Origin of the sequence: Croceivirga lutea (genome assembly GCF_014235875.1) — a bacterium.
GTDB classification, from domain to species: domain Bacteria; phylum Bacteroidota; class Bacteroidia; order Flavobacteriales; family Flavobacteriaceae; genus Croceivirga; species Croceivirga lutea.
Genome location: NZ_JACJUK010000004.1, coordinates 297,210 through 323,529 on the forward strand (window position 1 = coordinate 297,210; position 26,320 = coordinate 323,529).

At 34.5% G+C, this 26,320-nt stretch carries 30 protein-coding genes; 12 read left to right on the top strand and 18 right to left on the bottom strand.

All coding sequences use genetic code 11. The features are described 5' to 3' along the window. Nucleotides 1-42: 42 nt before the first annotated feature. Genes H5V42_RS09645 through H5V42_RS09660 form a run of 4 tightly spaced genes read right to left on the bottom strand, consistent with a single transcriptional unit; the run spans nt 43 to nt 3,798 of the window. Nucleotides 43-1,107 (bottom strand): DUF3810 domain-containing protein, encoded by a 1,065-nt coding sequence (locus H5V42_RS09645; RefSeq protein ID WP_185782950.1) that lies wholly within the window; start codon nt 1,105-1,107, stop codon nt 43-45. A gap of 5 nt (nt 1,108-1,112) precedes the next feature. Further along, the gene (locus H5V42_RS09650) at nt 1,113-2,225 is read right to left on the bottom strand and encodes a peptidylprolyl isomerase (protein ID WP_185782951.1); all 1,113 of its coding nucleotides are present in this window, start codon (nt 2,223-2,225) and stop codon (nt 1,113-1,115) included. Further along, nucleotides 2,225-2,785, bottom strand: a complete 561-nt coding sequence (gene gldI / locus H5V42_RS09655) for a gliding motility-associated peptidyl-prolyl isomerase GldI (protein ID WP_185782952.1) — start codon at nt 2,783-2,785, stop codon at nt 2,225-2,227. The genes H5V42_RS09650 and gldI overlap by 1 nt, the downstream gene beginning before the upstream one ends. Next, on the bottom strand, nt 2,782-3,798 hold the full coding sequence (locus H5V42_RS09660) for a DHH family phosphoesterase (protein ID WP_185782953.1): 1,017 nt from the start codon (nt 3,796-3,798) through the stop codon (nt 2,782-2,784). The genes gldI and H5V42_RS09660 overlap by 4 nt, the downstream gene beginning before the upstream one ends. Before the next feature lie 73 nt (nt 3,799-3,871). Here H5V42_RS09660 and H5V42_RS09665 point away from each other — a divergent pair, with 73 nt between their 5' ends. Together H5V42_RS09665 and H5V42_RS09670 are read left to right on the top strand one after the other, a co-directional pair. Continuing rightward, nucleotides 3,872-4,909: an alkaline phosphatase D family protein gene (locus tag H5V42_RS09665; protein ID WP_185782954.1), complete on the top strand. Its 1,038-nt coding sequence runs from the start codon at nt 3,872-3,874 to the stop codon at nt 4,907-4,909. Between the two features lie 50 nt (nt 4,910-4,959). Continuing rightward, nucleotides 4,960-5,379: a nucleoside-diphosphate kinase gene (locus H5V42_RS09670; RefSeq protein ID WP_185782955.1), complete on the top strand. Its 420-nt coding sequence runs from the start codon at nt 4,960-4,962 to the stop codon at nt 5,377-5,379. A gap of 51 nt (nt 5,380-5,430) precedes the next feature. On the opposite strand, the gene H5V42_RS09675 is transcribed toward H5V42_RS09670, so the two are convergent. The 3 genes from H5V42_RS09675 to recF are packed head-to-tail and all read right to left on the bottom strand — an operon-like array spanning nt 5,431 to nt 7,238. Next, complete coding sequence (locus tag H5V42_RS09675) at nt 5,431-5,727, bottom strand: DUF721 domain-containing protein (RefSeq protein WP_185782956.1); 297 nt, start codon at nt 5,725-5,727, stop codon at nt 5,431-5,433. Further along, a complete protein-coding gene (locus tag H5V42_RS09680) occupies nt 5,708-6,157 on the bottom strand; it encodes a hypothetical protein (RefSeq protein WP_185782957.1) in 450 nt (149 codons plus the stop codon). The genes H5V42_RS09675 and H5V42_RS09680 overlap by 20 nt, the downstream gene beginning before the upstream one ends. A gap of 1 nt (nt 6,158) precedes the next feature. Next, nucleotides 6,159-7,238 carry a DNA replication/repair protein RecF gene (gene recF, locus H5V42_RS09685; protein WP_185782958.1) on the bottom strand — a complete coding sequence of 360 codons (1,080 nt, stop codon included), beginning with the start codon at nt 7,236-7,238 and terminating at the stop codon, nt 6,159-6,161. Between the two features lie 114 nt (nt 7,239-7,352). On the opposite strand from recF, the gene H5V42_RS09690 reads away from it, so the two are divergent. The 7 genes from H5V42_RS09690 (at nt 7,353) to H5V42_RS09720 (ending at nt 13,409) form a co-directional block, all read left to right on the top strand. Further along, the gene (locus tag H5V42_RS09690; protein ID WP_185782959.1) at nt 7,353-8,114 is read left to right on the top strand and encodes a tetratricopeptide repeat protein; all 762 of its coding nucleotides are present in this window, start codon (nt 7,353-7,355) and stop codon (nt 8,112-8,114) included. A gap of 6 nt (nt 8,115-8,120) precedes the next feature. Then, complete coding sequence (gene ribH, locus H5V42_RS09695) at nt 8,121-8,603, top strand: 6,7-dimethyl-8-ribityllumazine synthase (RefSeq protein WP_185782960.1); 483 nt, start codon at nt 8,121-8,123, stop codon at nt 8,601-8,603. 98 nt (nt 8,604-8,701) lie between these two features. After that, nucleotides 8,702-8,986 carry a riboflavin synthase subunit beta gene (locus H5V42_RS09700; RefSeq protein ID WP_185783035.1) on the top strand — a complete coding sequence of 95 codons (285 nt, stop codon included), beginning with the start codon at nt 8,702-8,704 and terminating at the stop codon, nt 8,984-8,986. Then, nucleotides 8,986-10,839, top strand: coding sequence for a DNA mismatch repair endonuclease MutL (gene mutL, locus H5V42_RS09705; protein ID WP_185782961.1), 1,854 nt, complete (start codon nt 8,986-8,988; stop codon nt 10,837-10,839). The genes H5V42_RS09700 and mutL overlap by 1 nt, the downstream gene beginning before the upstream one ends. Continuing rightward, nucleotides 10,840-11,490 (top strand): rhomboid family intramembrane serine protease, encoded by a 651-nt coding sequence (locus H5V42_RS09710; RefSeq protein ID WP_185782962.1) that lies wholly within the window; start codon nt 10,840-10,842, stop codon nt 11,488-11,490. 2 nt (nt 11,491-11,492) lie between these two features. Further along, on the top strand, nt 11,493-12,362 hold the full coding sequence (locus H5V42_RS09715; protein ID WP_185782963.1) for a rhomboid family protein: 870 nt from the start codon (nt 11,493-11,495) through the stop codon (nt 12,360-12,362). 3 nt (nt 12,363-12,365) lie between these two features. Then, nucleotides 12,366-13,409: an endonuclease/exonuclease/phosphatase family protein gene (locus tag H5V42_RS09720; RefSeq protein WP_185782964.1), complete on the top strand. Its 1,044-nt coding sequence runs from the start codon at nt 12,366-12,368 to the stop codon at nt 13,407-13,409. Here H5V42_RS09720 and H5V42_RS09725 read toward each other — a convergent pair. The 11 genes from H5V42_RS09725 to udk all read right to left on the bottom strand — a co-directional run bounded on the left by H5V42_RS09725 (nt 13,392) and on the right by udk (nt 23,648). Next, on the bottom strand, nt 13,392-13,706 hold the full coding sequence (locus tag H5V42_RS09725; protein ID WP_185782965.1) for a DUF6122 family protein: 315 nt from the start codon (nt 13,704-13,706) through the stop codon (nt 13,392-13,394). The two genes, H5V42_RS09720 and H5V42_RS09725, sit on opposite strands and share 18 nt — an antisense overlap. Further along, nucleotides 13,699-14,331, bottom strand: coding sequence for a WbqC family protein (locus tag H5V42_RS09730; protein WP_185782966.1), 633 nt, complete (start codon nt 14,329-14,331; stop codon nt 13,699-13,701). The genes H5V42_RS09725 and H5V42_RS09730 overlap by 8 nt, the downstream gene beginning before the upstream one ends. Before the next feature lie 9 nt (nt 14,332-14,340). Continuing rightward, nucleotides 14,341-16,053: a signal peptidase I gene (lepB, locus tag H5V42_RS09735; RefSeq protein ID WP_185782967.1), complete on the bottom strand. Its 1,713-nt coding sequence runs from the start codon at nt 16,051-16,053 to the stop codon at nt 14,341-14,343. Nucleotides 16,054-16,098: 45 nt separating this feature from the next. Further along, the gene (dapB, locus tag H5V42_RS09740) at nt 16,099-16,803 is read right to left on the bottom strand and encodes a 4-hydroxy-tetrahydrodipicolinate reductase (RefSeq protein WP_185782968.1); all 705 of its coding nucleotides are present in this window, start codon (nt 16,801-16,803) and stop codon (nt 16,099-16,101) included. 3 nt (nt 16,804-16,806) lie between these two features. After that, a complete protein-coding gene (locus H5V42_RS09745; RefSeq protein ID WP_185782969.1) occupies nt 16,807-17,448 on the bottom strand; it encodes a DUF5683 domain-containing protein in 642 nt (213 codons plus the stop codon). Then, complete coding sequence (locus H5V42_RS09750; RefSeq protein WP_185782970.1) at nt 17,441-18,352, bottom strand: ParB/RepB/Spo0J family partition protein; 912 nt, start codon at nt 18,350-18,352, stop codon at nt 17,441-17,443. The genes H5V42_RS09745 and H5V42_RS09750 overlap by 8 nt, the downstream gene beginning before the upstream one ends. Continuing rightward, nucleotides 18,352-19,125, bottom strand: coding sequence for a ParA family protein (locus H5V42_RS09755; protein WP_185782971.1), 774 nt, complete (start codon nt 19,123-19,125; stop codon nt 18,352-18,354). The genes H5V42_RS09750 and H5V42_RS09755 overlap by 1 nt, the downstream gene beginning before the upstream one ends. A gap of 142 nt (nt 19,126-19,267) precedes the next feature. Next, nucleotides 19,268-21,337 carry a methylmalonyl-CoA mutase gene (gene scpA / locus H5V42_RS09760; protein WP_185782972.1) on the bottom strand — a complete coding sequence of 690 codons (2,070 nt, stop codon included), beginning with the start codon at nt 21,335-21,337 and terminating at the stop codon, nt 19,268-19,270. After that, the gene (locus H5V42_RS09765; protein ID WP_185782973.1) at nt 21,330-22,703 is read right to left on the bottom strand and encodes a methylmalonyl-CoA mutase subunit beta; all 1,374 of its coding nucleotides are present in this window, start codon (nt 22,701-22,703) and stop codon (nt 21,330-21,332) included. The genes scpA and H5V42_RS09765 overlap by 8 nt, the downstream gene beginning before the upstream one ends. A 7-nt stretch (nt 22,704-22,710) precedes the next feature. After that, a complete protein-coding gene (locus H5V42_RS09770; RefSeq protein ID WP_185782974.1) occupies nt 22,711-23,037 on the bottom strand; it encodes an FtsB family cell division protein in 327 nt (108 codons plus the stop codon). Beyond that, nucleotides 23,037-23,648, bottom strand: a complete 612-nt coding sequence (udk, locus tag H5V42_RS09775; RefSeq protein WP_185782975.1) for a uridine kinase — start codon at nt 23,646-23,648, stop codon at nt 23,037-23,039. Before udk ends, H5V42_RS09770 begins: the two co-directional genes overlap by 1 nt. 164 nt (nt 23,649-23,812) lie before the next feature. Here udk and H5V42_RS09780 point away from each other — a divergent pair, with 164 nt between their 5' ends. From H5V42_RS09780 to H5V42_RS09790, 3 genes are read left to right on the top strand one after another with little or no spacing between them, the layout of a single operon-like run. Further along, entirely contained in the window at nt 23,813-24,301 is a 489-nt protein-coding gene (locus H5V42_RS09780; RefSeq protein ID WP_185782976.1) for an acetyl-CoA carboxylase biotin carboxyl carrier protein subunit, read from the top strand. 2 nt (nt 24,302-24,303) lie between these two features. Beyond that, nucleotides 24,304-25,743 (top strand): acetyl-CoA carboxylase biotin carboxylase subunit, encoded by a 1,440-nt coding sequence (accC, locus tag H5V42_RS09785; protein ID WP_185782977.1) that lies wholly within the window; start codon nt 24,304-24,306, stop codon nt 25,741-25,743. A 19-nt stretch (nt 25,744-25,762) separates the two neighbouring features. Then, the gene (locus H5V42_RS09790; protein WP_185782978.1) at nt 25,763-26,320 is read left to right on the top strand and encodes an NUMOD4 domain-containing protein; all 558 of its coding nucleotides are present in this window, start codon (nt 25,763-25,765) and stop codon (nt 26,318-26,320) included.

Here is a 26,320-nt window from a genome sequence, read left to right on the forward strand (position 1 = left end):
CTGATTCTAAAGGTAGGGGAAAGGATAGTATTGAACAAGTAGTTAGTTAGGCCCTCTATCAAAACCTATTAACAAACCAACTACAGCGTTATAGCTCTGTATGCCATCTTTTTGATTGTTAGCTTTTAAAAAGCTATTAAAAATGGCTTTGAAAATTGGTTCGGTAGGATTTTCATACCGTTCCCAAAACAGATAAAGCTCTTCAAAATTCTTTTTTACACCACTATTTAATTCGGCAAAAATAGCGTTAAACACGGCCTCATCTTTTTGCTTTAAATCTGATAAACAATAGGATAATCCGTGAAGTTGAGCTCCATATTGAAAGTATTTATCTTCATTAGCCGAAGTCACTAATAAGCCAATAAAATTGGTAGAACTTTCTGAGGAATATCCTAATTGATGACCAACCTCATGTCCACTTATCGAAGGTAAACGTACAGCAGGTACTTTTTTGTTAACCTGAGCTTCATTGGTAAACGGATTTAAATAACCACCATACCCCATATACGTTAGCGGCAACGAATATATTGAAGACTTTAAACTAGGGTTTTTGTATTCAAAAAACGGAAATACTTTGGCCCCCCTGGCGTAACTATGCTCTGTTTTTTGATAGATTTCTTGTATGGTATAAGGTACCTTTACGGGTAGTGTGGTGTCTTTAGTTATTTCTTCTTGTAACCTATTTGTGGTCTCAGCAATTTTCATAGTAAAATTCACCAATTCTTCTTGTGTGTATGTTACTGAGAAATTTAGTTTTTCGTTTATAGGTAAACGATAATAGTTGAGTCCCCAATATAAATGAAAAACAAAGTACGTTATTGCTAAAGTGGTTGCTATATCTCTTAAGAATAAAAGAGGTTTACTTTTTATTTTTTTCCAACTGCGGTAGACATATCTTATTGCTAAGATTGATAAAAGGGTATATAACAAGTCTCCAACAGAAAAAGGAACCCATCCTGTTAAGAGTCTCAAAAACTTTGAGATAACAGGATAAATTCCTTCAGAATAATATGCTTCTACCACTTCTGGGTAGTGGCTTAACCATTTAACCAAAATTAATTGTGGAATAAGACTTAATGCAATTCCGTTCTTTAATTTTGGATTCATATAATTTAGTCTACAATTTCGATTAATTCAACATCAAAAATTAATGTAGAACCACCTGGTATAGGTCCATAATCACGGTCTCCATAACCTAAATGAGGTGGAATAAATAATCGTTTTTTATCGCCTACCTTCATACTTAGTAACCCTTCTCTAAAACCAGGAGCTAATTGTGCATCTGGACTGTAATTCATTTTTGCAGGAGAAAAATTACCTCTATGCATTTGATTTATTTGAGCAAAATTGTCATATTTCTCAGCTACTTCTTTAATACTGGTATCAAACAAATTACCGTTTTGCATTAGGTAGCCCACATAATTTACCCAAACTTGTTGTCCTGTTTTTGGTTGTTCTCCTTCGCCTTCTACTAAAGTTAGCATACGTAGACCAGAGTTGGTTTCTTGGGCATTTTCTATTTGTTCATTAACTTCTAGTACAAAGTCATCTTTCAATTTTTTAAGAGCTTCCTCTACCTTTTTCTCTTCTTCAAAATAAGAAGCCATTACAGAATTAGCATCGAATTTTTTAGCCTCTTTGCCATTTCTAATAATTTCAACATGGTTCATTACCACATTCTCAATAGGTCTGTTAGAAGCACCTATTTGTACATTGGCTATACTATCAACCACTTCAAAACCGTGAACAACTTCACCAAAAACAGTATGTATACCATTTAGCCATGGTGTTGAGTCTTTATGAACAATAAAAAACTGACTGCCATTTGTTTTTGGACCACCATTTGCCATGGAAAGTTTTCCTTTTACATGTTTTAGGGTATCTACAATTTCATCAGCAAAACGGTATCCTGGACCACCAGTTCCAGTACCTTGGGGGTCACCACCTTGAATCATAAAATCTTTCATAACTCTATGAAAAATAAGACCGTCATAATACTTTTTGCCTTTTAAACTATCGCTCACAAACTCGTTGGTACCTTCTGCTAAAGAAACCATGTTTGCTACGGTTACAGGAGTTGCGTTATGATAAAGTTTCACAACAATAGCTCCTTTATTAGTTTGAATGTCAGCAAAAATTCCGTCACCTAAATCGGCATGCTTTGCTGTTTTACAACCAGCGATTAATAGCAGTACTAGGCTTAAACTAAAAACTAATTTTTTCATTATCTACTAGGGTTTAAACTATCTTTTTGTTTTATGATTTTAACTATTTCTAAATTTGTTTTTAGGGGCGTGTTAGGCCCTATTTTATTATCATCTCCTTTATAACCAAAAGCTGTAGACGAGGGAAATAAAAATGTTGCTTGTTCACCTTCTTTGAGCAATTTTAAGGCATTTCTAAGGCCAGGAAAGAGTTGAGATTTATCAACCATAATTTGAGTTTCACCAATTTCATCAGTGCTATAAATAGTATCATTTTTCAGGCTGAGAAGATTATAGCTAAGAACCACCTCATCATCTGGTTGAGGTAAATAGGTAAGAGAATCAACTTTTTGGTTGTAGTAATACCAAAAACCATAATTACTACTTAGGTAGGTATTTACGGTATCTTTTTCGATTAAAGATTTTATGTAGCTTTCTTCTTGAGCTAAAAGTTTTTTACTACGTTCTACCGAAGCTTCTATAAAAGAGCCTGACTTTTTTTGCACGGGTCTTCTGGGTTCAATTTCATTACAAGAAACTAGAAGTATAGTTAAAAATAGAAGGATGAATGTAGACTTCATTTAGTCAATTGTTCTTTGTATTGCGGTAATAAGGCCACAAATTTATCAATAGTTTTTTGAAGATTATCATCACTTCTGCCCCCAGCGGCATTATTATGGCCTCCACCATTAAAATGGGCTCTGGCAAACTCGTTTACAGAAAAATCACCAATAGATCTAAACGATATTTTGATAATATTCTCGTCTTTATTTTCTATAAATATTACAGCAAAAATAACATTCTCAAGTGTGAGTCCATAGTTAACAAACCCCTCTGTATCTCCTTTAGAAAAGCTATGTTTATTAAGTTCATCTTGAGATAAAAAGGTATAAGCCGTTCTCAAATCTTCATTTACCGTTAAGTTGTTAAGTGCAATGCCTAACAGCTGCAATCTTGAAAAAGAGTTTGAATCAAATACGCTTTGGTGAATTAAAGTGTTTTTGGCGCCTTTGTCGATTAAATCGGCAACAACTCGGTGTGTTCTACTTGTTGTGCTTGCAAATTTAAAAGAGCCAGTATCTGTCATTATTCCTGTATACAAACAGCTGGCAATTGCTTCATCTATTGCAGGTAAGCCATCTAACGCTTCAATGAAGTTGTATACCATTTCACATGTAGAGCTCATACTAACATCAGAATAGGTAACCTTAGCGTAATCATCGGGTTGTTGATGATGGTCAATCATTATAAAATCAGCTGAAGCCTTTTCCAAATCAGTTTGCATGGCTCCAGTTCTTGAAAAATGATTAAAATCTAGCGTAAAAATTAAATCAGCGGTTTGAATGAGCCCTTTAGATTTGCCATTCTCCCATTCATAATTTACAATATCTTTATTACCCGGTACCCATTTTAAAAACTTAGGATACTCATTGGGCACAATAAGATTTACATCATGATTTTGTTTTTGCAAGAAATGTTTTAAACCCAAACCAGAGCCAATGGCATCACCATCTGGATTTTTATGAACTACAATTACAATTTTTTTAGGTTGCGACAAGTAAGATTTTACCGCTGCAATTTGACTTTCAAGCATACGTCAAAAATACAATAATATAACATAGCCATTAACTTACACTTTTTAAATTTACAGTCTTAAACAGTACGCAATGTCTAAATTTAAATATGCTTTTTCTTTTTTAATCCTTCTAGTTTCCTGTAAATCAAATCAACTTTCAGGTAAAATTGAAAATGCCGTTGAAGAAAATTCTAAACAAATAATTAAGATTGCTTTTGGCTCTTGTAACAAGCATGATGTGACCAATGTTTTTTGGGATGATATTTTACGTTACCAACCAGATATTTTTATTTGGGGCGGTGATAATATTTACGCAGATACAGATGACATGGTTAAACTTAAAGCCATGTATAGGGCTCAAAATGCTATTCCTGCCTATGCGAAATTGAAAGAAAATGTTACCATAACTGGCGTTTGGGATGACCATGATTACGGATTAAATGATGGGGGTGTTGAATTTGAAGCCAAAAAAGAAAGTCAAGAAGCCTTCTATGACTTTATGGGGTTAGCAAAAAATGACAAATGGCGTAAAAAAGAAGGAACTTATTCTACGGTTAGTATCCAAAAAGATTTTGGAGCGGTTAAAATTTTAAATTTAGATACCCGCTATTTTAGAAGTACCTTAAAACAAAGTGAAGTAAAAGGTAAAAGATATGAGGCTGATAGTGACCCTAGCAAAACTATACTAGGAGATGCACAGTGGAAATGGTTAGAAAGAGAGCTTACCAACTCAACTGCAGAATTCAATATTTTAGTTTCGAGCATTCAATTTCTATCAAGTGAACATGGTTTTGAAAAGTGGGCGAACTTTCCAAAAGAGGTTGAAAAATTGAAAGACATCATTAAAAAGAGCAAAGCAAAAGGAGTAATAATCTTATCTGGTGACCGCCATATTTCTGAATTTTCAGTTGATAAAAATTTTGCTAATCCGTTAGTAGATTTTACAAGTAGCGGACTAACACATGCTTATACCAGTTTTACTTCAGAGCCAAATAGGTATAGAGTAGGTAAGGTAATTTCAACAACAAGTTATGGTATAGTTGAGCTTAATTTAAAATCTAAAGAAGTGGTTTTTAAAATAATGGGAGATAATGAACAAATACTAGAGCAATACAAACAAATGTATTAAAGCTTGTATGATGCAGCTTGAAAACGTAATTTTGCGCAAAATTTCAAAAAATGACAGGAAACAGAACGTTTACCATGATTAAGCCAGACGCCGTTGAAAAAGGTTACATCGGTGCTATTCTACAAAAAATCACTGCTGCTGGTTTTAAAATCGTGGCTATGAAATATACACAACTAAGTCAAAGAGATGCAGAAACTTTTTATGCTATACATAAAGAAAGACCATTCTTTGGAGAATTAGTTGAATTTATGACCAGAGGACCAATTGTTGCAGCGGTATTAGAAAAAGACAATGCTGTTGAAGATTTTAGAGCTTTAATTGGTGCTACTAACCCTGCAGATGCAGCTGAAGGTACCATTAGAAAATTGTACGCTTCAAGTGTGGCAGAAAATGCGGTTCACGGTTCTGATAGTGATGAAAATGCAGGCATAGAAAGTAATTTCCACTTTGCAGGAAGAGAAATTTTCTAAGAAAAAAGAAACTTATTTAAAAAAAGCCACCCATTAAGGTGGCTTTTTTTATTACCGTAGAACAATTTTTTTAATCAGTTCTTTGCCCATATCATCATTGAGCATTTTTATAATTTTTGTTTTGCCGTAAGATAACTCTTCTCGTAAAACCGAAGAAGATAGCGAAACATAAAGCGTGTCATTTTTTAGCTCAACTTGAGTAGTGTAATTGTTAACACCATTACCCATAAGATTTTTCCATGCTTCACGGGCATTGACTTTATTCATGCCTTTTTCAAGTTTATTTTCTTTAATAAACTCTTTTAAGGCATCACTAAGGTGTAGTTGTTCATTCTGTCGTTTTGCCATCACTAGTTATATTTATGGGTTTATAACGGTCATAACAATATACTAGGCCATCAATAGTTTTTACAGAAAAATAATCAACACCCAGAAAATTAACACCTTCTTGCCAAGAATCTATTCCGTTTTGGTAGGAGAAAAAATAGCCTTTGTCAGACTTCTTTAAAATACGAAAATTAACTTGGTCTTCACTAACGGTAAATGTACCGTCTAATTTGGGTTGCACTTTTTTACGGTAGCCAATTAAGCTATCAATTTTAATGTAATCTACAGTAGTGCTTATACTGTATTTTTTCTTTTCTCCGTTAGGATAAATTACTTCGGTAATCTCCCAATAACCGTTCAAGTTTTGAAAATCACTTACCGCATATTCTCTAGGTTTATTACAGCCTGTAACTAGTATCAATAGTAAAAAAAATCCAATTTTAATTTTCATTTTACAGTGTAAAAATTTTATACTCTTGTTCAATCTGTTTTACTACATGTTCAGTTCGTTCAGCATGGGTGTCACTTATAAATAGCTGACCAAATTCTTCTTTATTTACTAAAGATACCAATTGCGAAACGCGTTGCTCGTCTAATTTGTCAAAGATATCGTCTAACAATAGAATAGGAGTAGTTTTGGCTTCTTTGCTAATGAAATAAAACTGCGCAAGTTTTAAGGCAATCAAAAATGATTTTTGTTGCCCTTGACTACCAAACTTTTTAACAGGATAGCCATTAATGGTCAACTCTAAATCGTCTTTATGAATACCCACAGAGGTATATTGTAACGCACGGTCTTTGGCGCTATTTTCTAAAAGTAATTCAGCTAAAGATTTTTGAGAAAGCTTACTTTGATAACCAATATTGGTTTCTTCAACATTTTTAGAAATTAGTTGGTATTGTTCTTTAAATATGGGTATAAATATGTCTAAAAACAATTTTCTCTTTTGATAAATTTGGCTACCGTATTCCGCTAACTGTTGATTGTAAATTTCAAGATTGGTTTGGTCAAAAGTATGGTTGGCGGCAAAGTATTTTAATAACGAATTACGCTGCGCCAAAACTTTGTTATACTTAATTAGAGTAGATAAGTAAGCTTTATCTGATTGTGAGATTACCCCGTCTATAAACTTTCTACGGGTTTCACTACCCTCCAAGATTAAATCTCTATCAGCTGGAGAAATTAGTACTACTGGTAAAAGTCCAATGTGTTCAGAAAACTTCTCATACGCTTTACCATTTCGTTTAATTACTTTTTTTGCACCCTTTTTATAACTGCAAACAATTTTCTCAATTCTATCATTTTTTTCAAACTCTCCTTCCAAAACAAAGAAATCTTCAGTGTGTTTTATGTTTTGGGTGGCTACAGGGTTAAAATAACTTTTGCCATAAGAAAGATGATAAATTGCATCTAAAATATTGGTTTTACCCACGCCGTTTTTTCCTACAAAACAATTTATAGAGGTAGCAAACTCTAACTCTTTTGATGCAAAATTCTTATAATTAACTAAGGATAAATGTTTTATGAGCATTTAGTTGTAGCCTTCTTTTGTTGAGGATTCATTTTTAGGCTTTCAAAATTAAAGAATAAATAACCTTTTCTTTTTTGATAAAAGCTTTATTTTTGCGCGATTAAAAACCTAAGGATGGCAACATACAAAAAGAGAGGCTACAAACCCAAAACAAAAGTTGAGAAACAAATTGTTGAAGAGGAAAACAGCACAACTGCTGAAGTATTCAGTAGTTTAGATGAAAGTGCTTCTAAATCTGAAGAATGGGTTTCTAAAAACCAAAACTACATTTTGGGAGTTATAGGCGCAATTGCTCTTGGCGTTTTAGGCTATCTTGGGTATACCAAGTTTATACAAGAGCCAAAAGAAATTGAAGCTTCTAATGAGTTGTATTATCCACAACAATTTTTTGATGAAGCTATGCAGAATTCGGCTCAAAAAGATTCATTATTAAATCTTGCCTTAGAAGGTGCTGAAGGTAAATACGGTTTCTTAGATATTATTAGTGAATATAAAGGTACCAAAGCTGCGAACTTGGCTAAATATTCTGCGGGTATGGCGTACCTAAATCAACAAAATTATAAAGAAGCTATTGCATATTTAGAGGAGTTTTCTTCTGACGATGCCATATTAGGCGCATTGGCAAAAGGAGCTATTGGCGATGCTTTTTCACAATTAGAGCAACCTAGTGAAGCTTTAGATTATTATGAAAAAGCTATACGTCATAGTGAGAACGATTTTACTACACCTAAGTTTTTGTATAAAGCAGGTATTATTGCAATGAATACAAACGAGAAGGCTAAGGCCGTATCGTATTTTGAACGTATTAAAGAAGAATTTCCAAATTCCTCAGAAGCAGCTAATGCTGATGCTTTAATTGGAATGGCCAAAAACTAAAAGTATATGGCCACAAGCCTAAAAAATCTATCTGAATTTGATGCAGAGAATCTAACAGATGCAACAAACCTTAAAATAGGTTTAGTAGTTTCTGAATGGAATACTAACATCACTGAAAATTTGTACAATGGTGCAAAAGCAGCGCTAGAAGAAGTAGGTGTAAAAAAATCGAATATAGTTCGATGGAGTGTTCCCGGTAGTTTTGAGTTACCAGCTGGCTGTAGAAGAATGCTTAAATCAGACAATTTTGATGCCATTGTTGCCATTGGTAGCGTAATTCGTGGAGAAACTAGCCATTTTGATTTTGTTTGTTCAGCAACTGCTCAGGGGATTATGGAGCTTAATGTTTCGCAAGATGTTCCAGTAATTTTTTGTGTACTCACAGATGATACCTTAGCTCAAGCAGAAGCAAGAAGTGGCGGAGTTCATGGCAATAAAGGTGTTGAAGCTGCTATAGCAGCAATAAAAATGGCTGGTTTAGGAGCATAACACAATAACTTTCATTTATTTGGTTAACAATTTTTGTGATGTGCGGGCAAGTGCAAACACACAAAATTGTTAAATTTGAGAATGTTGACTATGATGGTATGCGAAATCCCTTAAAACTTAGAAAAAACCGTTCTTTTGATTATTCTCCGCGCTTCTACAAAGGAGAGGGTAGTCCGTATAAACTGGAGCATAAATTTGACCAATTTAGAACGACAGCAGATAGTAATCGAGGCTTAAAACGAAAATTCTCAAATGCAGTTGATGATTTAAAACGCGAAGGAGATAAAAACATGAGAATTCGGCTTTTGGTTATTATTTTAATTCTAATTCTGGGTTTTCTTTTCATCATTGATTTTGACTTGTCTATATTTTTTACAACTTAATGACAGACATCATACAACTTTTACCAGACCACGTTGCCAACCAAATTGCTGCAGGTGAAGTGGTACAAAGACCAGCTTCTGTAGTTAAAGAATTGCTTGAGAACGCAATTGATGCAGGTGCAACAGAGATTAAACTTATTGTAAAAGATGGCGGTAAAACATTAATACAAGTTGTAGATAATGGGCTAGGCATGAGCCAGACCGATGCACGCTTAGCTTTTGAAAGACATGCAACATCAAAAATAAAATCTGCTGAAGATTTATTTCAATTACATACTAAAGGTTTTAGAGGAGAAGCTCTTGCCTCTATTGCGGCCATTGCACATGTAGATTTACAAAGTAAAAGAGAAGTTGATGAAGTTGGTTCGCAGTTAAAAATAGAAGGTAGTACCGTAGTTTCACAAGAAATTGCAGTAACCCCAAAAGGAACTTCTATAGCAGTAAAAAACTTGTTTTTTAATATTCCTGCTAGAAGAAACTTCTTAAAATCAAATCAAATTGAATTAAAACATATCACAGATGAATTTCATAGGGTAGCTTTAATTCATTCAAATATTGCTTTTAGTTATTACCATAATGGGAGCGAATTATTTAACCTTCCGCAAGAAAACTTTAGACAGCGTATTGTTCACATTTTTGGAACTAAAATGAACGAGAGGCTGGTGCCTGTAAAAGAAGATACTGAGGTAGTAAAAATTGAAGGTTTTGTAATAAAACCAGAATATGCTAAAAAGAGTAGAGGAGAGCAGTTCTTTTTTGCCAACCAACGGTTTATTAAAAGTCCGTATTTACATCATTCAATTTCTGCAGCATACGAGGGGCTCATGCGTTCTGAACTTCAACCAGGCTATTTTTTACAATTAACAGTAGACACAGGCTCAATAGATATTAATATTCATCCTACAAAAACCGAAGTAAAATTTGATGATGAACAGACATTGTATGCTATTTTACGTTCGGCAGTTAAGCATAGTTTAGGTCAGTTTAATGTAGCGCCAGTTTTAGATTTTGAACGCGATGGTAATTTAGATACCCCGTATAAATTTCAACAGAAACAAGCGGTATTTCCAAAAGTTTCGGTAGACCCAACTTTTAATCCGTTTTCAGATACAAGTTCAAAAGCTTCTCCTAGAAGTACTTCATTTAAATCAGCAACAACTACATCAAAAGGATGGGAAGATTTGTTCGAAGTTGCTAAGGGTGAGTCCTCATCTTTTTCTAGTGTACAATTTGAGTCAAGCTTACCAGAAACACAATTATTTGAATCTGAGGATAAAGAAATTGGAGGAGGTGCTATTACCTTTCAATTAAAAAATAAATTTATAGTTACTCGTATTAAGTCGGCTCTGGTAGTTATCAATCAGAATCGAGCACACGAACGTGTGTTATACGAGAACTTTTTAACGACCTTAACTAATGGTAAAGTAGTAAGTCAAGAATTATTATTCCCTGTTAGTTTGCAATTTACAGACCCAGAAATGTTGATATTTTCTGAAATTATTGACAACTTGTCAGCAATAGGGTTTAAAATAGAACAAAAAATACGAGAAAAAGAACTTGTTGTAAGTGCAATACCTAGCTTACTTACCGAAGCAAATATTGGTACGGTTTTAGGTACTATGATAAAAGATTTTGATAGTAAGGAACTAAAGACCAATTTTTCTAATATAGAATTAACAGCAAAGCATCTGGCAAAATCAATGGCTATAAAAAATGGTCAAGCTTTAGAACAAGAAGCTCAAGAAGCCTTGGTAAATAATCTTTTTGGTTGTGAAGAACCACAATTAAGTCCGTTTAAAAAACGAACATATATTACCATGGCAGACAATGAGCTAGAAAATAGATTTAATTAAATGGGAAGATTAAGCGGTGCTATTAAGCATCTCATTATAATAAATGTAATAGTATTTGTCATTTGTACAATGGGTTTTGGCCTATTGTTTTATAAGTATGGGGCATTGTGGTTTCCAGAAAATGAGAATTTTGGAATATGGCAGTTGGTGACTCATATGTTTTTGCATGATTTTCCAAAAGGTGTAAGAGATTCAGGAGGAATATTTCATATTCTCTTTAATATGTATGCGCTTTGGGCGTTTGGTTCGCCGTTACAGCGTATCTGGGGCAATAATAAGTTTTTATTCTTTTATTTTTCTGCAGGTATAGGTGCAGCCTTAATACATACTGCGGCTAACTATTATTTTTTAAGCCAGGGCTTTACAGAGGTAATTAATATACCTGCAGTAGGTGCATCAGGTGCGGTTTATGGCATCTTGGTAGCTTTTGCTTTTATGTATCCTAGCGCAGAATTAATGCTGATATTCTTACCAATTCCTATTAAAGCAAAATATTTTGTTCCTTTAATTATACTGGGCGATTTATTTTTTGGTTTTAGCAGTGTAAATACTGGTGTAGCTCATTTTGCTCATATTGGTGGTGCATTAATAGGTTTTATAATGATGTGGTATTGGAAAAAGAATCAGTTTAACCAAAATCGTTGGGATTAATTATGGCAGGGAATCTTCAATATCAATTTGCACGGTTAAATATTGCTGAAAAGTTAATAGCCATTAATTTTGTGCTATTTATTCTAGCAAGGTTAGCTGCTGCATTATTAGGTTTTGATGGATTAATTACGTGGTTCGAGTTGCCCAAAGACCTTGGTTCTTTTTTAACCCAGCCGTGGTCAATAGTTACTTATGCCTTTTTTCATGCCGGGTTTTGGCATGTATTCTGGAATATGATTATGCTATATTTTACCGGGCGAATCTTTCTAAATCTCTTTAATAGTAAACGTTTTTTAACCGTTTACTTCTTAGGTGTAATTTTAGGGGGCTTATTGTTTTTAGCTAGTTATAACATTTTTCCAACTTTGGTCGGTGCTAATACCGCTTTAATAGGGGCATCTGCTGGTGTTACCGCTGTACTTATTTTTATTTGTGCCTATATACCAAACCAAGAAGTACGTTTATTTGGTCTTATCAATATTAAATTATGGTATTTAGGAGCGTTTTTTGTTCTGGTCGATTTAATTCAAATAGGTTCCGGAGAAAACATTGGTGGTAGAATTGCACATCTTGGTGGTGCCTTTTTAGGTTATTTTTATGCCAGACAATTACTTAATGGTAAAGATATCGGAAGCGGTTTTGAAAACATGATGAGCAGTTTTGCTTCCATATTCAAGAAACGCGAAAAAAAATCCCCCTTAAAAACGGTTTACAGAAACAAAAAAACCGAAAATAAATCTAGCGCAGCTTATGAAAAAGCTGCTAAACAAAAGAAAATTGACGCCATCTTAGACAAGATTAGCAAATCTGGCTATGAGAGTTTATCAAAGGCAGAAAAAGACTTTTTGTTTAAAGCTGGTAAAGAAAATTAGAGGGTGAAAAAACATTCCTTTTTAAAAAAGCTCGTATTAATTGTGAGCATAGGTATTGCTTTAGTTCTAGTATTCTTAGTTCTGCAGTATTACTTATCACAATCTATTTTGCCGAGCTTATCTTTTTTAAGTCTTTTTACTCAGCTCATTATTTTTCTTAATCTGTTTGCAGTTATTTTTTGGCTTTACAAAGACCGTAAGTACGCTATTATACCCGTTTTACCGCTTTTGTTGGGTTATTTATGTATGGGGCCATTTTATAAATTATCTTCTAAAACAACAAATGCAGACGGCTTAAGTATTTTGTCTTATAATGTGAAGCATTTTTATGGTATAAAAGCAGAAGATAAGAAAGAAGGGTTTAGACCTCCGGTGGTTGATTTTTTAGAGGAGCAGAATACTGATATTATCTGTTTACAAGAAGCTACATATGCATCAAAGGTGTATCCTATTTTACAAGAATATCCCTACCAATATGTTGACGTTGAAGATGGCGGAAATAAAGGAGCAAGAGTAGTAAGTTCTTTATATTCAAAATACCCCATTTTGCATAAAGAGCGTATTGTTTTTCCGAATAGTCATAACGGTGCTTTTTACGCTGATTTAGATTATAACGGAACCACTATACGTATTTTTAATTTACACTTACAATCGTATAATGTAATACCAGATGTAAACAATCTTCAGAAAGAAGATTCTAAACGTTTAGTAAAACGTATAAACCAAGCGATAATTAAACAGGAAACACAAGCTAAAATAATTAGAGATTATATTGATGCTAGTCCTTTTCCTGTACTTGTTATTGGTGACTTTAATAACACTCAGTTTTCTAATGTTTACAAAACAATTTCCAGTTCTTTACAAGACAGTTTTTTAGAAAAGGGGAGTCAGTTTGGAAGAACATATAGTTTGTTTGGCATTCCTATACGTATAGATTTTGTATTAGCTGATGACCAGTTTAACATTATAAACCATCAAAATTTCACTGAGGTGTATTCAGACCACTTTCCGGTTAAAGCTACAGTGAAATTAAAGTCTCAGCAATAGGCAATCAGCACTATCTGCAAGAATATGAATGAGCAAAGCCAAACCTACAATTCTTGTCTTTTCTAATAAAAAAAGCAAAACATAGCCAGCTATAGCTACATAACTATGCAGGGGGTGAAAACCAATACTGCATCGGTTAGGGTCAAAAATAGGATTCGCAAAAACGTGGTCTACATCTATTAGAATACCTGCTAATAAAATCAAAGCAACTTTAAACCATTGTTTTCTATAGAAGAGTAATGCAACCGCAAATGGCACTAAAAAGTGAATGCCATAATGCACTAAAAACCTAAGCATTTTTAATGGGTAACTTTATATTCTGAAGGTATTCTAAAGATTCTGGTCCCTTATTAAACAACAGGTCTAATGCGCTCAAATTTGGCACAAAATCATGCCTATCATCAAAAACCTGGGTATAAGTTTCTTGTACAATAGAAACAGGCTTTTTGGCATTTACCAAGTGTCTAGCATCATTAAACTGAGTAGTTTCAAGTTCAAAAGATTCTGTTTTTTCTTGTGGAAAATCAACACCAATGGCTTCACATAAAAATGCAATAGTTGCAAAGTTGTAATCCATTAACGAATCATATTTTTTCTCAAAAACGGGTAACAAATCATCTTCATAAAATTCAAAAAACGGAGACGTGCGATAAGCCGTTTGCAAAGTCTTTAAATGGGTTTTTTTCCAAAAAGTGCTGTGGTCTAGTTGTACTTGGTTGTAAAGTTGTCTTCCGTTATTTTCTCCTATATGTTGAATAGGAATATTGAGCATATGCTTGCCTTGGTCAGTGCAGACATAACAACGGTTTCTATAGGTCTGTTTTTGAAAGTTATCATGATATTCCCAAACAACATCCGCTTGAACCAAAACAGCCATGTTAGCAATACTTGGAAAATATGTTGGATGCACTAACGTTTTCAAAGTAAAATCTTAAGCTTTTTGCTTTTTCTTTTTTCTAAAGAAATCAAAGACAAACCAACCGGCTAGAGCTATTAAAAAGTATTTAAAGTAGGAGGTAGGTTCACCATCACCGTTAACTGTGGTAAATACCCTATCCCAACGAATTTTTTCGTTAAAACGAATTCCGTCAGGAAAATTATCTAAACTCATCCAGATAAAAACAGGTTTACCAACTATGTGGTTAGCGGGAACATAACCCCAAGTTCTACTATCTTCAGAGTGGTCTCTGTTGTCACCCATCATCCAGTAGTAATCCATTTTAAAAGTATACGAATCTACAGCTTCATCATTCACAAAAACCTGATTACCTTTTACGGCCACAGCATTGCCTTCATAATCACGTATAATTTTTTTATATAACGGCAAAGTTTCTGGAGTAAGCTTAACAGATTTACCCTCTTCTGGAATGTAAATTGGTCCTAGGTTATCATTATTCCAACTGTAAATAGAGCTTTGAGGAAAAATATTACCACCAGCTACACCGGCCTTTTCTAACGCTACAACCACAGAATCCACAGCCGGATTTTTACGTAATTCTTCAGCCATTGCCAACGTTAAATTTACTTGACGTTGTCTTGGAGTTTCTTCGGTTAACGATAGCCCTAATGCTCTAATAGCTTCAGTAGGAATACCAGTTTCACGAGTATACAATTCTATTTTACCATCACCTCTTTGATTTACGTTTACCAAAAAGGGTGTTAGTTGTTGGTATTGTGTTTGGTTAATATTAGCCGCTATATACTTACGCATATAATCTGAAGCTCCAACACCAGTTTCTTTATTTAAAATACGTGTAGAAACACCATTATTAGCGTATACTATGTGGTCGTACATTACGCGTGCCCTATCTGAAAGTTGAAGTTCTTTACCGTTTATAAAAACAATTCCATCTTTAATTTCCAAAGAATCTCCTGGTGTACCTACACAGCGCTTAACGTAGTTAGATTTTTTATCAATGGGTTTTTTAACTCCCTTTTCTTTTACAAAAAATTGACGTACTGTATCTGCGGGCCAACTAAAAACTACAATATCATTTTTTTCTGGTTGTTCAAATCCTGGCAACCGCATATAAGGTAACTGAGGTTTGTTTAGATAAGACCTAGTTTTTACAAGAGGTAAGGTATCATGAACCATGGGAGCAGCAACGGTAGTCATTGGTACCCGAGCACCGTAATGAAATTTACTTACAAACAAGAAGTCTCCCACACGTAAAGTTCGTTCCAAAGAACCTGTTGGAATAACGTAAGGTTGAATAAAGTAGGTATGAACAAAGGTTGCTGCAACTACAGCAAATACAATAGAACTCACCCATTCTCCAACACCAGTTCTTGGTTTTAGGCTTCGGTCTTCAATATAGGTAACATCCATGGTGTAGTTAACAACATAGATGTAAAAACCTAAAGACAAAATCACTGCCCAAGTCTGCCAAGTTTTATTTTGACCAAAACTTCTAATGGTTTCCACCCAAATAACGGGAAACATCAGCAAATTTATAATTGGAATAAACAGCAGAATAACCCACCATTTAGGTCTTTTTATAATTTGCATTAATACGATGGCATTGTAAACTGGTACTGCAGCTTCCCAAGATTTTCTACCAGCCTTGACGTATAGTTTCCAAGTTCCGGCAAAATGAATTACTTGAACTATAATGATGAAAATTAACCACTGTGTACTGTTCATAAAGGAAATTTTCGGTATTAGACCTTCAAAGATAGGTTTTGTTACTTATTCTGTTAGATTTAACACATCTTTCATACTATATACTCCAGTTTTACCGTGTATCCATTCAGCAGCAATGATGGCTCCAAGGGCAAAACCCTCTCTACCATGGGCGGTATGCTTTATTTGAATAGAATCTACAGCACTGTCATAATTAACCGTATGTGTTCCAGGTACTTGACCTTCTCTGATTGAATGAATAGGAAGAACACCTTCTTCATTAGCATCTAGTTTCCATGCTGTTAAGACAGAATTTTCTAAAATACCCTCTGCTAAGGTAATAGCAGTACCACTAGGTGCATCTAACTTTTGTGTGTGATGAATTTCTTCCATTGAAATTTTATAATCCGCAACACCATTCATCATTGCTGCCAATTTTTTATTTAATGCAAAAAATAAATTTACACCTAAACTAAAATTGGAGGCGTATATAAAAGCAGATTGTTCTTTTTTACAAACTGCAACTGCTTTATCATAATTCTGTAGCCAACCTGTAGTTCCTGATATTACTGGAACTTGATTTCTAAAACAATTGGTAATATTTTCGAATGCAGCATCTGGAGTACTAAAATCAATAGCTACATCAATAGAATTATAGTCGATTTGAGTGGTGTCTACATCTATTTTGGCTACAATTTCATGATTGCGGTCAAGGGCTATTTTTTCAAGCATTTTGCCCATTTTTCCGTAACCGAAAAGTGCAATTTTCATTTACTAAAATTTTACTTGCATGGCCAAACCGTAATAAGGTTGACCATTGGCTTGGTTGTAATTAAGAAATGGTTTAATATCCATTCCAAGTTGTTCACTAACGTTGTATTGTTTTAAATGTGCATCAACATTAGCATCTATAATATTAAGTGCATACAGCCCAATGGTTATTAACAGGGCTAAATCTCTATCTCTTTGATACCGTTCTTGTGCATCTTGCAATGCATCTTCTGAAAAATCTGGACCAATACCATCACCATTTAAATCAAAAAACTCATCGTCTGTAAAACCTGCCAACCTTCTTTTGAAGGCGGTTCTTACTCGTCTATATTCTGTATTGTTGAAAGAATACGCATAAATAGACGTACCCATTGCTGCCAAAACTATAGGAACTTTCCAATATCTTTTATTGTAGGCTTGTCCCATGCCTGGTAACATAGCTGATAAAAAAGCAGCTTTACTAGGAGCTAACGGATTTATAGGATTTTCTTGGTAGGTAACTTCTTCAATAACAAGTCCCTCTTGTTTTAAATTCGCTTTTAAAGAATCCGCTTTTTTAGTAGGAGGAATAGAATCTGTTTCTTGAGCTAAACTAGTTGAAAGGCCAAGAACAAGAACACAAACAAATAAGCATAATTTACGCACCAGTGAGAATTTTTTTAAGCCGCTTAAATTCTTTTTCAGACGAAAACGGAATGGTAATTTTACCTTTTCCGTTGGCAGAAGCTGAAATAGCTACCTCAGTGTCTAAACGTTCATTAATGGCATCGATGTTTTTAGAAATAAAATCTGGTAGTTTTTTCTCGATTGGTGTATTTTCTTGGGTAGGAACGGTATTGTTAGCTTCTTTATAAGACTTTACCAAATTCTCAGTAGCTCTTACAGAAAGACCGTTATTTACAATTTTTTGAAAAATGAAAATTTGGTCGTCTTCATTTTCTATGTTTACCAATGCTCTACCATGCCCCATGCTAACATGACCATCTCTCATGGCGGTTTGAACTTCTGGCTGAAGCTTAAGTAAGCGTAGGTAATTGGTTATTGTTGAACGTTTTTTACCAACTCTATCGCTCAGTTTTTCTTGAGTTATATCAATCTCATCAATTAATCGCTGATATGAAAGTGCAATTTCGATAGGGTCTAAGTCTTGACGCTGAATATTTTCTACAAGCGCCATTTCTAACGATTCTTGGTCGTTAGCAATTCTAATATAAGCAGGTATAGTTTCTAAACCAACCAATTTAGATGCTCTAAACCTACGTTCACCAGAAACTAATTGATATTTATTAAAGTCTAGCTTACGAACTGTAATGGGTTGAATAATACCTAATTCTCTTATAGAACTTGCCAGTTCTTCTAGCGCTTCATCATTGAAATTAGTTCGTGGTTGAAAAGGATTTACTTCTATCGCAGTAATATCCAATTCTATTACATTACCAATTACTTGGTCTGCATTTTTATCACCAACCGATTTTATATCGTTATCTGGGTCTTTTAAAAGAGCGGAAAGCCCTCTTCCAAGGGCCTGTTTTTTTTGTGCTTTCGCCATTAAACTTTTTCCTTGTTTTTATTTAAAATTTCGTTAGCCAAATTCAAATAGTTGGCAGCTCCTTTGCTACTAGCATCGTATTTGATAATACTTTCGCCATAACTAGGTGCTTCACTAAGTTTTACATTACGTTGAATGATGGTTTCAAAAACCATATCACCAAAATGCTTTTTAACTTCTTCTACTACCTGATTAGACAATCGAAGTCTTGAATCATACATTGTTAACAACATACCTTCTATATCTAGATTGTTGTTATGTATTTTTTGAACACTTTTAACCGTGTTTAATAATTTACCTAAGCCTTCTAGTGCAAAATATTCACACTGAATTGGAATGATAACAGAATCTGCAGCGGTTAATGCATTTAAGGTAAGCAAACCAAGAGAAGGTGCACAATCAATTAAAATATAATCGTATTCGCTAGCTAGGTCTCTAATTACCTCTTTAAGCATATATTCCCGATTGTCTTTATCTACCAATTCAATTTCGATAGCAACAAGGTCTATGTGCGCAGGTATGATATCTACGTTTGGCGATTCTGTTTTAACGACAACCTCTTTTGGTGATTTGGTATGCTCTAACAATTGGTAGGTGCCCTGCTCTACACTTTCAACATCGATTCCTAAACCAGATGTTGCATTTGCTTGGGGGTCAGCATCAATTAATAGTACTTTTTTCTCCAATACACCTAAAGAGGCAGATAGGTTAACCGAAGTAGTGGTTTTACCTACACCACCTTTTTGATTAGCTATAGCAATTATTTTGCCCATAACATAAGTTGAGTTAGGGGCTAAAAATACGATTAATTCTGGCTAGAAAAAACGTATTTTGTTAACAGACCGTGTATAACCGAGGTTAGTAACGTTAAAACCAGTTAAAGTTTACTTCTAAACTCAAATGAAATACATAGAATTATGATAGTAATTCTAATATCTCAATTGCAGTTTCACTTATTTTAGTACCTGGACCAAATACCGCAGAAGCACCAGCTTCAAACAAATAATCGTAATCTTTTCTAGGAATTACACCACCAACAATTACTAAAATATCTTCTCTGTTATAACTTTTTAACTCTGAAATAACTTCTGGTACTAAAGTTTTGTGACCACCAGCTAAAGAAGAAATTCCGAGTACGTGAACATCGTTTTCGACCGCTTGCTTGGCAACTTCGGCAGGAGTTTGGAATAAGGGACCTATATCTACATCAAAACCTAAATCAGCGTAGGCTGTAGACACCACCTTAGCACCACGGTCATGACCATCTTGTCCCATTTTCGCTACCATTATTCGCGGTCTTCTACCTTCATTTTCAGCAAAGGTATTAGCCATTTCTACCGCTTTTAGAAAGCTTTCGTCTTTTTTAATCTCTTTAGAATACACCCCTGAAATTGATTTTACTTGTGCTTTATGTCTACCAAAAGCGGCCTCCATGGCAAGACTAATCTCACCAAGCGTTGCACGTTTTTGGGCAGCCTCAACAGCTAAAGCTAGTAAATTAGCACTATTCTTACCATTTAATTTATCATTAGAGGCCTCTGTTATTTTTGATAATACGGCTTCAACCTCCTCTTGAATTCTACTACTTTTTATGGCTTGTAAACGTTCAATCTGTTGCTTTCTAACTTTAACATTATCTACCTCTAAAGTTTGTAGCTCATCTTCGTTTTCTAAGACATATTTATTTACACCTACAATAGTTTCTTCACCACTATCAATACGAGCTTGCTTTTGTGCAGCGGCTTCTTCAATACGCATTTTAGGTATTCCGGCTTCAATGGCTTTTGTCATTCCACCTAGTTGCTCAACTTCTTCAATAAGTTTCCAGGCTTCATTTGCTATTTCTTCAGTTAACGCCTCAACATAATAGCTGCCTGCCCAAGGGTCAACAGTTCTGCAAATTTGAGTTTCTTCTTGTAGAAAAAGCTGTGTGTTTCGAGCTATTCTGGCTGAAAAGTCGGTTGGCAGTGCAATTGCTTCATCTAACGAATTGGTGTGTAAGCTTTGAGTACCGCCAAAAGCTGCTGCCATAGCTTCTATAGTTGTTCTAGCTACATTATTGAAAGGGTTTTGTTCTGTTAAACTCCATCCACTAGTTTGTGAGTGAGTTCTTAACATAAGTGATTTTTGATTTTCAGGTTGAAATGGTTTAACCAATTTTGCCCAAAGCATGCGTGCAGCGCGCATTTTAGCAATTTCAGTGAAATGATGCATACCTATACCCCAAAAGAAGGATAAACGTGGTGCAAAATCATCTATTTTTAAACCAGCTTTTAGGCCAGTTCTAATATATTCAATACCATCAGCCAGTGTGTAAGCAATCTCAATAGCGGCAGGAGCTCCAGCTTCATGCATATGATAACCAGAAATACTAATGCTGTTAAATCTTGGCATATGTTTACTGGTATATTCAAAAATATCGGCAATCAAAAGCATGGAGGGTGAAGGAGGATAAATATATGTGTTACGAACCATAAACTCCTTTAAAATATCATTTTGAATAGTGCCTGTAAGCTGATTTACGGCAACACCTTGTTCTTGGGCCGCTACGATAAAAAATGCCATAACAGGAATTACAGCACCGTTCATTGTCATAGAAACAGACATTTTATCTAACGGAATACCATCAAACAAAATTTTCATATCCTCAACGGAATCTATAGCAACACCCGCTTTACCAACATCACCTACAACACGCTCATTATCACTGTCATATCCTCTATGGGTAGGTAAATCAAAAGCTACGGACAGTCCTTTTTGACCGGCCTTTAAATTTCTGCGATAAAACGCATTACTTTCTTCAGCAGTTGAAAAACCAGCATACTGTCTTATTGTCCAAGGTCTACGAACATACATGGTGGAGTATGGACCTCTCAGAAAAGGAGCAATACCCGCCGCAAAATTCTCATGTTCAAAACTTGGAACATCCTTTGAGGATTTTTCTAAGCTCGATAACTGTAGATTTTGGATATTTTTTCTACTCATCTTTCAGTCTTTTTTGTTCAATTTCTTCAGCAAGTCGTTTTGGTAAAATGGGTTCAATTACCGTTTGTCGTTTATCTGTTTTTAAAAACGGGTACAGCTCCAAATTATCCTTCATACGGTCTTGACTGTTTTGGTACTTGTTAGTGCCAATAGCAATAAGCTTTCCTTCGTCAAACAATTGTTGTTCCTTAACCGCGCTTTCTTTTATTTTACGTTGTAGGGTACCTTCGTTTAGTTGTTTTAAAAATCCGCCACTATCTTCTATTTGCTTGAATAGTTCTAAGGCTTTTTCAGCAAACTTTTTGGTTAAGCATTCAATGTAATAATTGCCTTCAGCGGCAAACAGAGCATCATCAAAATAACTTTCTTCTTTTAATAATAGCAATTGATTTCGGGCTATACGTTCACCAAACTCATTGTCTTTATTATAGATTTCGTCATATCTAAAGTTACATACTGCATTAGCTCCACCTAAAACTGCTGCCATACTTTCAGAAGTAGTTCGTAGCATATTTACGTTGTAGTCATAAATTGTTTTATTTCTATTTGTTGGAAAAGCTAAAATTTCACAGGTAAGTGGTAAATCATAGGCTTCAACTAAACTTGAAAATAACCAACGAAGTGCGCGTAGTTTTGAGATTTCAAAAAAATAATTGCCACCAATTGCTACTTTAAAGACAATTGATTTTTCAATGGAGCTAAAATGATTAAGGTATTCATTTACATGCGCCATGGCATAGGCAAGTTGTTGAATGGTATTTGCCCCAGCATTTTGATAATTACCAACATTTACACTTAGAATTGATGTAAATATTGGTGCGGCTTTTTTAAGTACATCAGCTACTCTTTTATGGTCTTCATCTTTTGATATTTTCCAATTACCAGTAGTGGCTAAATTGCCAAGAATATCTAGGTGTAAGTAGATAGAATTTTTTTTGTCTTTTGTATACAAAATCAGATTTTCTATAAGGTCGTCTGAAAATGAATCAAATTCTAAATGAATGGTTGTAGTAGCCAGATTAATATTTGTAAGCAAGTCTGACCAATTACAGGTATTAGACAACTTATAAAACCAGAGACAATGGGCTCCTTTTGCTAAAGCACTTACCGCTTTGGTATTAGCTTGGTTTGAATTACCTGCATAAATACGTTCACAAATAGTCCAATTATGAATTTTAGGGAGTTTAAAACTTGCTTGATTAGCAATATCTTCTTTATGGTAAAACGGTGTTACATTAATACCTTCCAGAGCTTCCCAAACCAAGGTTTCATTATAATCAGCACCCTTTAAATCAAACTGAATTTTCTGTTTCCATTCTTTTTTGGAAACGGGTGAAAATTCTGAAAACAAAGTGTCTTTAGACATAATTCTATTAATTTTTGTTCGCTGTGCTGTCTTCGTATTCTATAATAAAGATTTCTTCTCCATCCTTTTTAAGATAGTAGTTCTCACGAGCAAATTTTTCTAGCTCTTTGGGGTTAGAGAGCTTTTTGAGGGTTTCTTTATCTTTATCAATTTCAGTTTTAAGAAATTGTTTTTGCTCTTCTAATTTGTCAATTTCTTTCTGCAATTTTCTATGAATTAAAAATGAATTGGTATCAAAAAAAGTCATCCAAATCACAAAAATGGTCAGTACCAAGATATAAGTGTTGGTTACTATTTTGAACCATTTTTTCTTTTTTAACTCAGACCAACCCATTAATTCAACAATTTTTGATTTACAATTGTTCTGACAATATCTACCGCTACGGTATTGTAATGGTTGTTAGGTATAATAATATCTGCAAATTCTTTAGAAGGTTCTATGAACTGATTATGCATAGGTTTTACTGCTGTTTGATACCTGTGAAGCACTTTTTCTAAATCATGACCACGTTCTTTAATATCGCGCTGTAAACGTCTAATTAAACGTTCATCAGAATCTGCGTGAACAAAGATTTTAATATCAAATAGTTTTCGTAATTCAGGGTTAGCAAGAACAAGAATACCTTCAACAATCACCACATTTTTAGGTTCAGTTTTCTGTGTTTGCGGCAAACGGGTTTCTTCCACAAAAGAATATACCGGAATTTCAATTGATTTTCCAGATTTCAATTGTTTCAAATGTTCCATTAACAAATCAAAATCAATAGAATTGGGGTGGTCAAAGTTTACCGCATTACGTTCTTCTTTTGTCATATGAGACAAATCATTGTAATACGAGTCTTGAGAAATCACCACAACTTCGTTCTCAGGTAGTTCGTTAACAATTTGATTTACAACGGTTGTTTTACCACAACCGGTTCCACCAGCGATTCCGATGATGAGCATTGGCTAAATTTTGTTTCAAAAGTACGCATTTGACCGCATCTTTTGTCAACTCAAATGCAATACTAAATGGCATAGTTAGGAGTATTTTGTATAAAAAAACATGACTTAATTCATAATGTATTCTCTACGGTATCCTTAAATTTAGGCCTTTAAGTTCACTTTATATGAAAAATAAATACAAGGTAGTTGCCAATACCGATTTTGAGGTATTGTTGACCAAAGAAGACCTTGAAGGGTTAGACTTATTACCGCTTTCTAATTCAACATATCATTTGGTTAAAGACCAAAAAAATTACCATATAAGTTTTGAGAATGAAGACTTTAATAAGCGTGCTTATGAAGTTATAGTAAACAACAACAAATACGTTGTTGCTATCAAAAACGCTGTTGATTTACGTATTGAAGAAATGGGATTTCAATTAAATTCAGCAAGTATGGTAAGCAATATACAAGCTCCTATGCCTGGCCTTATTTTAGAAATTTCTGTCACTGTTGGTCAAGAAGTAAATGAAGGTGATTCGCTTTTAATTTTAGAAGCAATGAAGATGGAAAATGTTATTTCTTCTCCAAGAGCTGGTATCATAAAATCTATTGATGTTGCTCAAGGAGATGCCGTAAACAAAAAACAACTTCTAATAACCTTTGAAGCGTAAGCATGAAAAAAATTGTAGTTGCCAATAGAGGTGAGATTGCCCTTAGGGTAATGAGAACCGCCAAAAAGATGGGCATTAAAACTGTGGCTGTGTATTCAGAAGCCGATAGAAATGCCCCACATGTTAGATTTGCTGATGAAGCTATATTATTAGGACCACCACCCTCAAATCAATCCTATTTATTGGGCGATAAAATTATAGAAGAAGCCAAAAAACTGAATGCTGATGGTATACATCCAGGGTATGGATTTTTAAGTGAAAATGCAACTTTTGCGGAGGCGGTAGAAAAGAATGGACTCGTTTTCATTGGTCCTAAATCACACGCTATTAGAGTAATGGGTAGCAAATTAGCGGCTAAGGATGCCGTAAAAGACTACAATATTCCAATGGTTCCTGGTATAGATGAAGCTATAACAGATGTAGCAAAAGCAAAACAAATTGCCAAAGAAATAGGCTTTCCAATCTTGATTAAAGCTTCTGCTGGTGGTGGCGGTAAAGGTATGCGGGTAGTAGAAAAAGAAGAAGATTTAGAATCTCAAATGAAGCGCGCCATAAGTGAAGCTACTTCAGCCTTTGGAGATGGTTCAGTTTTTATTGAAAAATATGTAACCTCACCAAGACATATTGAGATTCAAGTAATGGCAGATACACATGGCAATACCGTTCATTTTTTTGAACGCGAATGTAGTATTCAAAGACGACATCAAAAAGTAGTAGAGGAGGCCCCATCAGCCGTTCTAACACCAGAATTACGTGCTAAAATGGGTGAAGCGGCTTGTAAAGTGGCAAAAGCATGTGATTACGTTGGAGCTGGTACCGTAGAGTTTTTGTTAGATGGCGACCATAATTTCTATTTTCTAGAAATGAATACTAGATTGCAAGTTGAACATCCAGTAACCGAATTAATTTCAGGAGTAGACTTAGTTGAACTTCAAATAAAGGTCGCTAGAGGAGAACACTTACCTTTTACACAAGAAGACTTATCTATTAATGGTCATGCTATGGAACTACGGGTGTACGCCGAAGACCCATTGAACGATTTCTTACCCAGCGTAGGGGTTTTAGAACGCTATCGATTACCAGTTGGAGAAGGTATTAGAGTAGATAATGGTTTTGAAGAGGGCATGGAGGTACCAATTTATTATGACCCTATGTTAGCTAAGTTAATTACTTATGGTAAAACTAGAGAAGAAGCTATTGCGCTTATGATTTCTGCAATTGCTGACTACCAGATAGAAGGTGTGCAAACAACCTTACCTTTTGGTGCATTTGTGATGCAGCATGAAGCCTTTACAACAGGTAATTTTGATACGCATTTTGTTAAACACTTTTACGATACAGCAATCATAAAAAAGAGTCAAGAAGAGGAGGCCAAAGTAGCCGCTATGGTAGCGCTTAAAAAGTATTTAGAAGACAAGAACACTATTAAATTACCACAATAATTATTCTAAGAATTTTATCATGGAAAAGGGAATAAGAAGTTACCGAAATGAACACTGGAAAACAGTTGTTTTTGATGATAAAATTTCAGAGAAAGAAAAGTTTAAAATATCCAATTACGGACGAATTATTAATTGCAAAGGAGAAAAAGATGTTTTGGTAGCTTATGCAACGGTAAATGGATATATAACCATTACGTTAAAGCAACGCGGTAATAAAAAATCTACTTGTAGGTATGTACATAAATTAGTAGCACAACACTTTTTAGAACAACAAGAAGGTATTTATGTAATTCATTTGAATTATGATAAAACTGATAATAGAGTTGCCAATTTAAAATGGGCTACTAAAAAAGAAAAAGAAGAGCATCAATTTAGTAATCCGGAATATAAAAACAAGCCTAGAAAACGTACGTATTCAAAGCTAACAGAAACTAAAGTCAAACTAATTAAAAGAAAACTGAACGACCCCAATAGGCGTACCCGTTTAAAAATGATTGCCAAGCAATTTGGTATTTCAGAGATGCAATTATACCGCATTAAAACAGGTGAAAATTGGGGTTCAGTAACTGAAGATTAA